15 protein-coding genes are annotated in these 12,743 nt (G+C 72.2%); 8 read left to right on the top strand and 7 right to left on the bottom strand.

From position 1 onward, the window contains the following. Positions 1-74: 74 nt before the first annotated feature. A complete protein-coding gene (locus tag KZ829_RS40680; protein WP_220149171.1) occupies positions 75-551 on the top strand; it encodes a hypothetical protein in 477 nt (158 codons plus the stop codon). On the opposite strand, the gene KZ829_RS40685 is transcribed toward KZ829_RS40680, so the two are convergent. Next, the gene (locus KZ829_RS40685) at positions 543-2,849 is read right to left on the bottom strand and encodes an SDR family NAD(P)-dependent oxidoreductase (RefSeq protein ID WP_220149172.1); all 2,307 of its coding nucleotides are present in this window, start codon (positions 2,847-2,849) and stop codon (positions 543-545) included. The two genes, KZ829_RS40680 and KZ829_RS40685, sit on opposite strands and share 9 nt — an antisense overlap. Before the next feature lie 32 nt (positions 2,850-2,881). Next, positions 2,882-4,021, bottom strand: coding sequence for an FAD-dependent oxidoreductase (locus tag KZ829_RS40690; RefSeq protein ID WP_220149173.1), 1,140 nt, complete (start codon positions 4,019-4,021; stop codon positions 2,882-2,884). An 80-nt stretch (positions 4,022-4,101) separates the two neighbouring features. On the opposite strand from KZ829_RS40690, the gene KZ829_RS40695 reads away from it, so the two are divergent. Beyond that, positions 4,102-4,689 carry a TetR/AcrR family transcriptional regulator gene (locus KZ829_RS40695; RefSeq protein ID WP_220149174.1) on the top strand — a complete coding sequence of 196 codons (588 nt, stop codon included), beginning with the start codon at positions 4,102-4,104 and terminating at the stop codon, positions 4,687-4,689. Here the strand turns inward: KZ829_RS40695 and KZ829_RS40700 are convergent. The 5 genes from KZ829_RS40700 to KZ829_RS40720 all read right to left on the bottom strand — a co-directional run bounded on the left by KZ829_RS40700 (position 4,682) and on the right by KZ829_RS40720 (position 8,851). Then, the gene (locus KZ829_RS40700; protein WP_220149175.1) at positions 4,682-5,332 is read right to left on the bottom strand and encodes a response regulator; all 651 of its coding nucleotides are present in this window, start codon (positions 5,330-5,332) and stop codon (positions 4,682-4,684) included. The two genes, KZ829_RS40695 and KZ829_RS40700, sit on opposite strands and share 8 nt — an antisense overlap. Then, the gene (locus KZ829_RS40705; protein ID WP_220149176.1) at positions 5,329-6,459 is read right to left on the bottom strand and encodes a sensor histidine kinase; all 1,131 of its coding nucleotides are present in this window, start codon (positions 6,457-6,459) and stop codon (positions 5,329-5,331) included. Before KZ829_RS40705 ends, KZ829_RS40700 begins: the two co-directional genes overlap by 4 nt. Continuing rightward, positions 6,456-7,292, bottom strand: coding sequence for a CPBP family intramembrane glutamic endopeptidase (locus KZ829_RS40710; RefSeq protein ID WP_220149177.1), 837 nt, complete (start codon positions 7,290-7,292; stop codon positions 6,456-6,458). Before KZ829_RS40710 ends, KZ829_RS40705 begins: the two co-directional genes overlap by 4 nt. Before the next feature lie 197 nt (positions 7,293-7,489). After that, on the bottom strand, positions 7,490-8,089 hold the full coding sequence (locus tag KZ829_RS40715; RefSeq protein WP_220149178.1) for a DinB family protein: 600 nt from the start codon (positions 8,087-8,089) through the stop codon (positions 7,490-7,492). Between the two features lie 120 nt (positions 8,090-8,209). Then, complete coding sequence (locus KZ829_RS40720; RefSeq protein ID WP_220149179.1) at positions 8,210-8,851, bottom strand: class I SAM-dependent methyltransferase; 642 nt, start codon at positions 8,849-8,851, stop codon at positions 8,210-8,212. 114 nt (positions 8,852-8,965) lie between these two features. On the opposite strand from KZ829_RS40720, the gene KZ829_RS40725 reads away from it, so the two are divergent. Genes KZ829_RS40725 through KZ829_RS40750 form a run of 6 tightly spaced genes read left to right on the top strand, consistent with a single transcriptional unit; the run spans position 8,966 to position 12,627 of the window. Beyond that, the gene (locus KZ829_RS40725; protein ID WP_220149180.1) at positions 8,966-9,430 is read left to right on the top strand and encodes an SRPBCC family protein; all 465 of its coding nucleotides are present in this window, start codon (positions 8,966-8,968) and stop codon (positions 9,428-9,430) included. Further along, positions 9,427-9,762, top strand: coding sequence for a YciI family protein (locus KZ829_RS40730; protein WP_220149181.1), 336 nt, complete (start codon positions 9,427-9,429; stop codon positions 9,760-9,762). The genes KZ829_RS40725 and KZ829_RS40730 overlap by 4 nt, the downstream gene beginning before the upstream one ends. 15 nt (positions 9,763-9,777) lie before the next feature. Beyond that, a complete protein-coding gene (locus KZ829_RS40735) occupies positions 9,778-10,980 on the top strand; it encodes an RNA polymerase sigma factor (protein ID WP_281428364.1) in 1,203 nt (400 codons plus the stop codon). Beyond that, entirely contained in the window at positions 10,977-11,516 is a 540-nt protein-coding gene (locus KZ829_RS40740) for a YrhB domain-containing protein (RefSeq protein ID WP_220149183.1), read from the top strand. Before KZ829_RS40735 ends, KZ829_RS40740 begins: the two co-directional genes overlap by 4 nt. Before the next feature lie 53 nt (positions 11,517-11,569). After that, positions 11,570-11,872 carry a putative quinol monooxygenase gene (locus KZ829_RS40745; protein WP_220149184.1) on the top strand — a complete coding sequence of 101 codons (303 nt, stop codon included), beginning with the start codon at positions 11,570-11,572 and terminating at the stop codon, positions 11,870-11,872. 2 nt (positions 11,873-11,874) lie between these two features. Next, a complete protein-coding gene (locus KZ829_RS40750) occupies positions 11,875-12,627 on the top strand; it encodes a helix-turn-helix domain-containing protein (protein WP_220149185.1) in 753 nt (250 codons plus the stop codon). Positions 12,628-12,743: the final 116 nt, after the last annotated feature.

The following is a 12,743-nucleotide window of genomic DNA, read 5'->3' on the forward strand; positions in this document are numbered from 1 at the left end:
CCCCCCCCGCCCCGGGTCCCTCCCGGTAACCGGGGGGCCGGGGGTCTCCGCCGGGCACCGCTGTACCGTCCCTGATGACCGTCCCGGGAGGGTCCATGCCGCCGATCAGCCGGTTCCAGTACGCTCCGCGCGTCGACCACCGCATGTTCGTCCTGCTCGACCCGCGCAGCCGGCCCACACCGCAGGACGAAGGGCTGCCCGAACACGATGAGATCCTGCGCGCCGGGCAGCACGGCGTGGTGTTCCGTTCCGGCGGCGACCTGTTCCGGCCGGCCGTCACGATCGAGCGATGGACCGTTGACCCGGGCACGGCCGAGGGCGAGTGGGACGAGATCGCCGAGGCGTCGCTGTCCGCGCCGTCGGGCCGGCTGCGGCTGCGCTCCATCATGGGGGAACCGGCCGGCCCGGACCTGGAGGTGGAGGGTGCGCAGCGGCTGCGGGCGCACACCCGCGGCCGGGGCGAGGCGATGGAGCGGCTGACCGTCGAAACCGATTACGCCGGTGTCGAGGAGTGGCTGATCCAGTTGTGGCCCGCGCGGGCGTCAGGGTGAGCCGCGCAGCGGTTTTCCGGTCGCGGTGCGGAGCAACTCCGTCACGATGGTGATCTCTTTCGGTCGTTCGGCGCGGGACAGGCGGGTGGTGAGCCACTCCCGCAGCTGGCCGGCGGTCAGCGTACGGCCGGGATGGATCTCCACGGTGGCCCGCAGCCGCCGGCCGAACTCGGTGTCCGCGACCGGTTCCAGCAGCACGTCCGCGACGTCGGGATGGTTGGTGATCACGGCGGCTACCGGGCCGGGATACACGTTCTCGCCACCGGAGACGATCATGTCGTCGAGCCGGCCGTCGACGAACAGCCGTCCGGCCGGGTCGAGATGGCCGAGGTCGCCGGTAGGGTGCCAGCGGCCGTCCGGATGCCAGCCTCGCACCCGGATCTCGCCGATGCGGCCCAGCGGCAGCGGGGTGCCGTCCGGGCCGGCGATCCGGACCTGTACGCCGCGGGGCGCCCGCCCGACCGTGCCGGGCGCGGCCCGCAGGTCGGCCGGAGTGGCCATCGCGGCCCAGCCGGCCTCGGTGGTGGCGTACATGTTGAACGTCCGGTCCCCGAACCGCTCGCGCAGCCGTTCGCACAGGTCACGGTCGAGCGGGGCGGCGCCACTGATCACCGCCCGCAGCGAGCCGAGATCCGGCCACGCCGACGCCGGCAGGTCGCAGATGCGGCGCAGCTGGACCGGCAACGCGAAGAGCAGGCCGGCCCGGTTGGCGGCGACCGCGTCCAGGATCCGCGCCGGATCGCCACCGGACACGAGCACCACGGGAGCGCCCAGGGTGAGGCCGGCGGACAGGTAGGTGAGCCCGTAACCGTGGTCGGGCGGGGTGGCCACCACGATGGGCTCGCCGGGCCGCACCGGCGTCAGCCGCAGATGGGTGGTGACCGGGCCGAGCAGCATGCGCAGCGGCAGCGGGCGGGAGACGGCGCGGGGCACGCCGGTGGTGCCGGAGGTCAGCACGTACACATTGCCCGGTCGCCGCGCCGCAGCGCGAGGCGTGCCCCCTCCAGCGATCAAATCCGGCCACGTTGTCGCGGAAAGACCGGCGGTGACGGCGTCTGGCTCGTGCACCAGCCGGCCGATCCGCTCCTGTTTCACCACCGCCGCGAGGCGCTCGCCGGGCAGGTCCGGTGGCAGCAGGATCACATCGGCGCCCAGCCGGGACAGCCCGGCCGCGGCCGCCACGAACCCGCGGTGCCCGCCGCAGGCCAGGCCGACCCGGTCGCCGGGCCCGACGCCGAGGGCTGCCGCGCCCGCCGCGCAGGCGCCGGCCAGCGCGTCCAGCTCCGGGTAGGTGACCGGCCCGTCCGCGTCGACCAGGGCGATCCCGCCGGGTGGTCCGGCGGCGAGCGCGGTGGCGAGGCTGCGCCCGTGCCGGCGGCCGGCGCGCAGCAGCCGCACCACCCGGCCGGGCCGCCACAGCCCGGTCGCGGCCAGCACCCGCAGCGGCTCGGCGGCGTCGATCGCCCGCACCCCGGCGGCCAGCGTCCGTTCGACGGTGCGCGGCATCGCCGCCGAGACGACCGCGCCGAGCCGGGCCCACCACGGCGACCAGGAGCGGCGGTGCGCCACCGACCGGCAGACGATCTCCGCGGCCTCGGCCGCCGACATCATCGGGGCCCGCGCATAGTGCGGCGTGGGCGCGCTCATCCGGGTGCGGACCAGATTGAGGTACGCCGTGCTGACGGTGACATGGTCGCGCCGCAGCTCGACGGCGGCGCCGCGCAGCCACGTGTCGAACGCGGCCTTCGACGAGTGGTAGGCCGACCAGAGCGGCGTGTGCAGGGACAATCCGGCCGTGGAGACGTTGACGATGTGCCCGCCGCCGGCCGCCCGCATCGCCGGGAGCAGCACGAGCAGCAACTGGACCGGGCCGAGGTGGTTGACGCCGATGGTGCGCTGGATGTCGTGGAACCGGTCGGCGGTGTCCGCGACCGATCGCCGGATGGACCGCCCGGCGTTGCTGACCACCACGTCGATCCTCCGATAGCCGGCCACCAGTTCGGTGGCCAGGACGGCGGCCGCCTCCGGCGACGACAGATCGGCCGGGTGTGTGAAGGCGCGCCCGCCGGCCGCCTCGATCTCCGCGCGTACCTCTTCGAGGCGTTCGGCGGTGCGCGCCACCAGCAGCACGGTGGCGCCGGCCGCGGCGAGCCGGCGGGCCGTGGCGGCGCCGATCCCCTCGGAGGCGCCGGTGATCAATACCGTGCGGCCGGACACGGCGGCTCGCAGTCGCCGTTCCCGCGGGCCCCGACCGGTGATGCCCGCCATGATCCGCATCCATCGCCCGAGATGATTCACCGGACCATTGTGCAGCCGGCGCCGCTGCACCGTCAGGCGTCGTGTTCGTCGCCGAACTCGGGCGGCAGGTCGTCGCTGAGCAGGTCCTCGGCGCGGCCCTCGAGCAGTTTGGCGGTCTCGATGGAGCGCGGCAGCATGGTGTCCTCGTACGCGCGAACAGCCTCGCCGATGGTTGCGGAGCCGGCGAGCGCGAGTGCGAGTTCGGCGGCGTCGAGCATGGCGAGGTTGACGCCGACGCCGAGCGGGGGCATGAGGTGGGCGGCGTCACCGAGCAGGGTGACCGTCGGATCGTGCTCCCAGGCGTGTGGAACGGGAAGCGCGAAGATCGGCCGGTCGACGTAGGGGCCGTCGTTGTCGCTGATCATCTGTCGCATGCGAGGGGACCAGCCGGCGAACTCGTCGAGCAGGTGGGCACGGATGCCGGCGGTGTCGCCGGGCCGCAGGCCGGCGGCGGTGATCCAGTCGGCCGGGACCCTGCGGATGATGTAGACACGGATGTGGTCACCGCTGTTGCGCTGGCCCCACAGCGCGCGCCGGCCGTCGGCTCCGGTGGCGCTGCCCTGGCCGACCAGCGTGGACAGCTCGGTGTGCCGATCCTCCACGTCGTGGAACCAGGCTTCGGTGAAGCTCACACCGGTGTAGAGCGGGACGGCGGGTGAGACGGCCGGGCGAACGCGGGAGAACGCGCCGTCGGCGCCGATGACCAGATCCGTCTCGACTTCGGCGCCGTCGGCGAAGTGCAGTGTGCGGGGACCGTCGGCGGGCCCGCTGACACGGCTGAGCGCCTGACCCCACCGGACGGTGCCGGGTGACAACGAATCGAGCAGGAGGTCGCGGAGCCGGCCTCGATCGATCTCGGGTTTGAACAGTTCGCCCTCCTCCGGGACGATGCGGGCCCGCAGCTCGCCGCCGGTGCCGAGGACGCGCATCTCCTGGCCCTCCGGGCGGGACAGCTGGAGGAATTCGTCGAGCAGACCGGCCTCGCGCAGGGCGAGCTGGCCGTTGTCGGCACGCAGATCGAGGGTGCCGCCCTGGTCGCGGGCGTCGCGGCCGGGGTCACGGTCGTGGACGGTGACCGCGATGCCGTGCCGTTGCAGGATGCGGGCGCAGGTGAGCCCGGCGGGTCCGGCGCCGATGATGCTGATCCGGGCTTGCCCGATGGGTGACGTCATGGCCTCAGAAAAGCAGAACGAGTTTAAAAGTGCAACGGGTCAACTTTTTGCCTGATGCCACCTACCCCTATACTCGGCTCATGACCCAGACCCCTGTCGGCCGTCGCGAACGCAAGAAGGCGGCAACGCGGCAGGCGATCGCCGACGCGGCCCTTCGCCTGTTCCTCGAGCACGGCTACGACCGGGTGAGCCTGCGCGACATCGCCGACGCGGCCGACGTGTCGACCACGACGCTGTTCAAGCATTTCCCCGGCAAGGAAGCGCTGGTCTTCGACCAGGAGCAGGACAACGAGGCTCAGCTGATCGCGGCGGTGCGTGAGCGGGCCGCCGGCCGGGGCATCGTGGAGGCTCTCCGCGAGCACCTGCTCGGCGCCTACCTTCCCATCGCGCGGCATCCCCAGGCGGCCGAGTTCATCGCCCTCGTCGACGCCACGCCGGCGCTGCGGTCGTACGCCGAACGCATGTGGACCCGGCACACCGACAGTCTCAGCGCCGCCATCGCCGAGGAGTGCGGCGTGGACCACGACGACCTCGCCTGCGTGACGTTGGCCAGATTCGTGCTCGAGATCCCCGCCCTCGTCCGCGGCCGCCCGGACCCTCGCGCCGCCGTCGAGGCGATCTTCGACATCCTGGCGCGTGGCTGGGTGCCACCCGACGGCGTCAGGTGACCAGGCCGCGGCGGTAGGCGTAGACCACGGCCTGCACCCGGTCGCGCAGGTCCAGCTTGGTGAGGATCCGCGAGACGTACGTCTTGACCGTCTCCTGGCTGATCACCAGGGCCGCCGCGATCTCGCTGTTGGACAGTCCGTTCGCGATCAGGCACAACACCTCCAGCTCGCGTGCGCTCAGCGGCACGTCGCCGGGGGTGTCCGCGGCCGGGCGGATCCGGGCCGCGTAGCGGCCGACGAGTTGACGGGTGACCTCGGGGGCGAGCAGCGCCGCACCGGCCGCCACGGTGCGGATGCCGTGCAGCAGGTGCGCCGGCGGAGCGTCCTTGAGCAGAAAACCGCTGGCGCCGGCCCGCAGCGACTCGTAGACGTACTCGTCGAGGTTGAACGTCGTCACGACCAGCACCTTGACCGGATGCGGCACACCGGCGCCGGCCAGCTGGGCGGTTGCCTCGATGCCGCCCAGGCCGGGCATGCGCACGTCCATCACCACCACGTCCGGCTCGAGTTCGCGGGCGAGCGCGACAGCGGCGTGGCCGTCACCGCAGTCGCCGGCCACCGCCATGTCCGGCTGGGCGCCGATGATCGTGGCGAATCCTGTCCGGATCAGCGGCTGATCGTCACAGACCAGCACCCGGATCACGAGCCCACCCCGACCGGAATCCGCGCGGTGACCAGAAAACCGCCCTCGGCCCGTGGGCCCGCGGTGAAGTCGCCGCCCAGTGTGCCGACGCGCTCGCGCAACCCGGCCAGCCCGCGCCCGCTCCCACCGGGTGACGCGGTGCTCGACCCCGATCCGTCCGTGCTGATGTGCACGTCCACCTCCCCCACCCCGTAACGCACCGTGACGCTGGTCCGCGCGCCGTGGTCGTACTTGAGGGCGTTCGTCAGCGCCTCCTGCGCGACACGGTAGACGGTGGCGCCCGCACCGCCCGGGGTGTCCGGTGAACTGCCCTGCTCGACCAGCTCCACCGGCTGCCCGGCCCGCCGGGTCTGCTCGACCAGCACCCGCAGCTCACCGCCATGAGCGGGGTTGAGCAGGTCGAGCAGGTGCCGCAGGTCGGTGATCGCGTGCCGCCCGGTGTCCGACACCGCGGTCAGCGCCTCGTCGAGCCGCTCCGGTGCCGCGGTCAGGTATCGCGCCGCCTCGGCCTGCACCACCATCGCGGTCACATGGTGGGTCACCACGTCGTGCAGCTCCCGTGCGATCCGGGTGCGTTCGGCGGCCCGCGCCGTCTCCTCCGCATGCCGGCGATGTTCCCTCTCCGCCAGACGGTTGCGCCGGATCCCGGCCCCGACCGCCCACAGCGAGGCCAGCACCGCGTAGAACAGCACCACCACGTCGAACCCGAGTTGCCCCATGCGGGCCAGCACGGCGGCCAGCGCGAGGAACCCGGCGGACGCCACGATCACCGTCGCCCGGCGGTGGTGTGCCACGTGGATTCCCGCGCTGATCAGCGCGATCGACAGGGCGGTGCCGCCGAGCGTGTTCCAGCCGCAGAGCTGGTCGACCGCGAAACCGGTGAACACCAGGGCCAGACTGATCATCGGCCGTCTACGGCGGATCGCCAGCGGCAGGCACTCAACGGTGATCGCCAGCACGCCCCAGACGCCGAACGGCCGGGCCGGTACCAGGTCGGCGAGCTGGGTGCCGTGCCGGTGCCAGGCCGGGATCAGGGCCAGCGCGGTGAGCAGGAGCGCGACCGGAAGGTCCTGGACGGTGACGTCGAGGCGGCGCCACTGGTCCCGTAGATCGGCGACGCTGCTCACCGGTCGAGTGTAGAGGCGAGCGCGGGCTCGGCGTTGCGGCGCCTCGTCATCAGGTTGCCGCGGCGGTGGGCCAGCCACAGGAACACCGTTGTGACCAGAACACCGGCCACCACGGTGAAGACGCTCGCCTCCGGACCGAACTGCCCGCCGCTGACGAGCGCGTCACCGGTCGACTCCGAATCCAGAAGCCCCTGCTGTACGCCGTTTCCGGAGACCGCGGAGCCGAAGATCGCGGACTGCGCGTAGTTCCAGCCGAAATGCAGGCCGATCGGCAGCCACAGGCTACGGGTGGCGGCGTACGCCGACGTCAGCATGCCGCCACCGGAGATCGTGATACAGAGCGCGCCCCACAACGTGGCGTTCTCGTTGAGCAGGTGCATGCCGCCGAACACCAGCGCGGACACCGCCAGCGCCGGCCACGTGCCGGTGAGTTTCTCCAGATGCCGGAACAGCACGCCCCTGAAGATCAGCTCCTCGACCGTCACGGCCACCGCCATGAACCCGATCAGGCCCACCGCGTTGACCGGGTCGTCGCCGAGCCCGATGATCCGGTAACCGCCGCCGGCCGCGATCACGCCGATCACCGCCGCGAAGATCGAGACACCCAGCAGCGTGCCCCTGATCAGCCCGGATACGGCCGCCCGGCCGGCCAACTCGGTCACCTCACGCTTCTCGGTGGCCCTGACCACGCCGTAGTAGACCGCCGTCGTGAGGAACGCGGCGGCCACGCCCACGGACAGTGAGAGCCAGACGTTGCCGTCCACCGAACGGACCGCCAGACCGGCTAGGAACGAGGCCGCGACCACCGCGACGAACTGGAGAAGGAACCGCATGACACACCCTTCGCAGAATCCGCGGCAGGACCGCCGCGACTGCGAAGAAAACTACGGATCGTCACGAGAGAAAACGTCACCTCCCGGCGGACACTTGCGTGTAGCTCGCCCGAGCTACACGTCCCGGGGCGGCCCGCCGCCACAGCACAATGGGCAGTGGCAGCGCGGCACTGAGGTGCGGTCCTGTCCGGGTTTCGCTATCGATCGAGGGGCGTACGGAAGCGCCGCGCCGTCTCCTCCAGACGGTCGTGGTAGCCGGCCCACCAGGACCGGTCGCCGGGTGGCAGGTTACTGTTGGCGGCCCGCAACCCCGCCGAGCCGTCGACCAGCTCGCGAACGATGTCGGCGTGGCCGGCGTGCCGGTTCGTCTCGGCGGTCACGTGGATCAGGACGCGGTGCAGAGTGACCTCCCGCCTCTCCGACGGCCACCACGGCACCTGTCCGAGAGCGTCCAGGTCGAGGGCCTCGATGGTGGCGTCCGAATGTGCCCACACCCGGCGGTAGCGGGCGACGATCTCCTCGCGCGGCTCGCCGTCGGTGGCCCACATGTCGGCGTTCGGTTCGGCGTCCTCGGCCATCCACGGCATCGGCTCCGGGCACGGCCGGCCGAACGTCTCGCCGAAGTAGCCGCCCTCGACCCCGGCGGCGTGTTTCACCAGGCCCAGCAGGTTGGTGCCGGTCGGGGTGAGGGGGCGGCGGGCGTCGTACTCGGTCGTGCCGTCCAGTTTCCACAGCAGGGCCTCGCGGGCCTGGCCGAGGTAGTGGCGCAAGTCGGCCTTGGGGTCGAAGGTGGTCATGCCGCAAAGGATGCCAGAGCGGCGGCCACGGCTGCCGGGTTCTCCTCCGCCATGTGATGACCACATTCGATGGGTACGCCGCGCACGTCCCGCGCCCAGGCTCGAACATGGACCGTCTGCTCACCCCGTTCCGGGGTCTGCGGGCCGGACCGCGTCCACGCACTCCACGGTTCCGGCCCTCGTGCGCCGCGTCGCCGCGATCGTGAACCCGGCCGCGCGGACCAGCGGCACCTGGCGGCGGGTGAAGTGCTCGCCGGCCGCCGGGATGGTGAACCGCTCGAACACCCACTGGAACGCGTGGATCGGCGGCCACGTGCTCACCACGTGATCGAGCAGCAGCAACCGCCCGCCCGGCACCAGCACCCGCCGGGCCTCGGCGATCGCGGCGGCCGGATCCGGGACGGTGCACAGCGCCAGCGCGCAGACCACCGTGTCGAACGAACCGTCGGCGAACGGCAGCCGCTCCGCGTCACCCTCGTGCAGATCGACCGTACGCCCCAGGTCCACCGCCCGCCGCCGGACCAGCGCCAGCATCGCCGGGCTCAGATCGAGGCCGGTGACCGTGACGTCATCCGGGTAGTGCGCCAGGTTCCCGCCGGTGCCGACGCCGACGTCCAGGACCCGGCCCCGCGCCCGCGCGGCCAGCCACACCCGGCCGTCGCCGAACATGTGCCGCTCCAGGAACGCCATCCGCCGGTCGTAGCTGGGCGCCACCCGATCCCAGATCCGGCGCGCCTCGACGGCCCTCGCTGACTCGCCCATGAGACCAGTGTCGCCCGGCCCGGCAAAAAAGTTTCGCCCGGCCGGTAGTAGAAGCCCGATCCCGTTCGTCATCGGAGTGAGGACAGTCGGAGTGAAGACGAGAGGAGACACGTCATGGACGTGAAGACCGGCGCGGAGGTGACGGTGACGGTGATCGCGCCGCTCCCGCGCGAGAAGATGTGGGAACTGGTCACCGCGGTCGACCGGATCGGCGAATGGAGCCCGGAGACGGTCGGCGCGACCTGGGACGGACCCCGGCGATTCATCGGCCACAACCGCTTTCCGGACGGATTCGAGAGTACGGTCACGTGCGTGATCACCGAGTCGACGGAGCCGCGGGTGTTCGCCTGGGACGTCCTCGACGACGACGGCCGGCCCGGTTCCCACTGGCGGTACGAGTTGCGCGACGGCGCCGAGCCGGGCACCACGGAGGTGCGCCACAGCTTCGTGCACGGCCCCGGCCGTACCGGCGTCCCGGCCGACACCGGCAGCGTCAACGACCGGCTCGTCACCCTCTGCCGCACCATGACGTCCACGATCACCGCGATGACCCTCGACTCGACGGGAGCCACCCGATGAAGTACCTGATGCTGGTCTGCGTCGACCCCGACCTGGTGCCCGACGAGAACGACGGGGCGCCGGACATCGAGGAGTGGTTCGCCCAGGTCAAGGAGAACCACGTGGTCGGCAGCCGCACCCGGCCGGGCGCCGACGCCACCACGGTCCGCGTCCGGGACCGGCAGGTGCTGCTCACCGACGGCCCGTACGCGGAGACCAAGGACCTGATGGCCGGCTTCGACGTGATCGACTGCGCGGACCTGGACGAGGCCGTCGCGATCGCGTCCAAGCACCCGATGGCCTACCGCGGCGTCATCGAGCTGCGGCCGTTCTGGCCCTTCGAACAGGACTGAGACGAGGACTGAGCCCTGACCGTTCAGGACCGCATCGCCGGGATCTACGCCGACGGGTGGAGCCGGATCGTCGCCACGATGATCCGGTTCACCGGCGGCGACTGGAACCTGGCCGAGGAGTGCGCGCAGGACGCCTTCACGCAGGCGCTGCGAAAATGGCCGGCGGACGGCGTACCGGATCAGCCTCTCGCCTGGCTGACCACGACGGCCCGCCGCCGGGCGATCGACCTGATCCGCCGCGAAGCGCTGGAGGCGGCGAAGCTGCCGGAGGTGGCCATGGCGGAGCCGGCGCCCTACCCGGACGACAGCGACATCCCGGACGAGCGGCTGGAACTCATGTTCACCTGCTGCCATCCGGCGCTGAACCTGGAGGCGCAGGTCGCGCTGATCCTGCGCTGCCTCGCCGGATTGAGCACCGCCGAGATCGCGCGGGCGTTCCTGCTGCCGGAGAAGACCATGGGGCAGCGGCTGTTCCGGGCCAAACAGCGGATCCGCAACGCCGGGATCCCGTTCCGGGTGCCGCCCGCCCACCTGCTGCCGGAGCGGCTGCCGGCCGTGCTGCACGTGCTGTACCTGCTGTTCAACGAGGGTTACACCGATCCGGTCAGGGCGCGGCTGTGCGCCGAGGCGATCCGGGTGGCGCGGGTGCTGGCCGCGCTCATGCCGGACGAGCCGGAGGCGCTCGGCCTGCTCTCGCTGATGCTGCTGCATGACGCCCGGCGGGCGGCCCGCCGGGATCCGGCCGGCGACCCGGTCATCCTCACCGACCAGGACCGCGCCCTCTGGGACCGGCGGTCCATCGACGAGGGCGCCGACCTGTGCGAGCGGGCGCTGCGCCGCGGCCGGGCCGGGCCGTTCCAGGTGCAGGCGGCGATCGCGGCCTGCCACGCCACCGCGCCGACCGCAGAGGAGACGGACTGGGCGCAGATCGTCGCCCTCTACGACCATCTGGCCCGTCTCGAACCGAGCCCGGTCGTCGAACTGAACCGGGCCGTGGCGGTCAGCATGGCCTCCGGCGCTTCGGCGGCGCTCCCCCTGGTTCTCGCCCTGGCCGAGACCGGTCGCCTCGACGACTACCACCTGTTGCACGCGACCCTGGCCGACCTGCTGCGCCGTACCGGCCGCCTCACCGAGGCCGCGGAGAGCTACCGCCGGGCGGCGGACCTGGCCCCCACCGAGGCGGAACGCCGCTTCCTGACCACACGCATGGACTCATGATCGACCGTGATCGCGCCATCGCCCTCGTCGAGGCACAGCTCGCCGAGGAGCGGCAGGCCCAGCCCCACCTGCCGGAACTCGCCATCGTCCACGTCGAGGAACACGAGTTCGGCTGGCTCCTCGTCTGGCAGTCCGCCGCCTACGCCCGCAGCCGCGATCTGCGGGACAGGCTGATCGGGCAGGGCCCGTACCTGGTCGACGGCCTGGACGGCAGCATCCATCACATCCCGGTCACCGTCTACTGTCGCGACGAGTGGCTCCAGCTCTACCGGGAGCGCATCCGCGGCGAGCCGAAGCCGGATCCGGTGCTCGCCACCGCCCGCGAACTGCTGCGCGACGAGGGCACGATGGCCGTCCTGCGACATCTGCGCGCGGTCGCGCCACGGCGCACCCTGAGCGAGACGAAGGCGTACGCCGACGCGCTCCGCGACGGCGGTGAACCCCCGGCGGACCTGGTCGAACGCACCCGGCCCGTGCTCACCGGCCGGCAGCCGGACTTCCAGACCCTCACCGGCCCGTGTCCGATGGAAGCGTGAACACGTCCGGCCGGCGGGAGCCGGCACCCCGCTCCCGGCGGAAGGATTCACTCATGGTCATCGTCATCCTCGATTTCACCACCGCCGCCGCCGACCGGGCCGCGGCCCTCACCCAGCTCGACAGCGAACACGACGAGATCCGGGCGCTGCCCGGCAATCTCGCCTACCGGGTCTACGCGTCCCGGCACGACGACACCGCCGTCACCCTGGTCCACGAATGGGCCGACGAGCAGTCCCTCGCCGGCTACCTGCGCTCGGACTCCTTCGCCCGCTCCGGCCGGGTGATCCGCCCGCTCATGACCGGAACCCCGCTGAGCCGCCGGTTCCGCGCCGACCTCCTGGAAACCGTCGCCTGATCATGCACCGTCCGGCGTACAGCTTCGTCCGGTCGTTCCCCGCCACCCCGGCGAACGACTTCCAGGTCGACCGGCACTATCTGCTGTGCGCCTCGACCGGCGCCCTCCGCCTCGAGGCGGAGGGCGCCACCTGGCTGCTGCCACCGGCCCGCGCCGCCCTCATCGCGGCCGACCGTCCGATTCGGATCAGCATTCCGCAACCGGTCACCACCTCGTCCGTCCTGTTCGACACGGACTTCGTCCCGCCGCCTCCGGCGCCGTTGACGGTCTTCGACCTGACCCCCCTGGCCCGCGCGCTGGTCGCCGAGTGCGGCCTCTGCGCCACCGAGGATCAACCCCCTTCCCGGTACGCCGAAAGCGTCCTCAGCGCACTCGCCGCCGTCACCTGGAAGCTCGCCGAACAGCCCAGCCCCGTGGTCGTGCCCACCGGCCGCTCCCCCGAACTGCGCCGCGCCCTGCACCTCACCGAACAGCGCCTCGCCGAACAGCTCACCTTCGAGGAACTGGCCGCCGAGGTAGGACTGGCCCCGCGCTCGCTGGCCCGCCGCTTCGAGGTCGAGTGCGGCATGACGTGGCGCGCCACCCTGCGCCGGATGCGGATCCTGCGCGCCATCGAGGAACTGGCCGCCGGCGACACCCCGGTCACGAAGATCGCCTATGCCGTCGGCTACACCTCGCTGTCCGCCTTCAACGCCGCCTTCCGCCAGCTCACCACCCGAAGCCCCACCGAATACCGCGCCAGCTTCCACCCCTGACCGTCCACCGGCACCACAGGCAACCGGCCTCGCCAGGCAGGCGGGCGCACACGTTCGGGCTGCCGAGGCCAGGTGGCCGCACACGGAAGACGTCGCGCACGCGACCACCACCGCCA

Source organism: Actinoplanes hulinensis, assembly GCF_019429605.1.
GTDB classification, from domain to species: domain Bacteria; phylum Actinomycetota; class Actinomycetes; order Mycobacteriales; family Micromonosporaceae; genus Actinoplanes; species Actinoplanes campanulatus.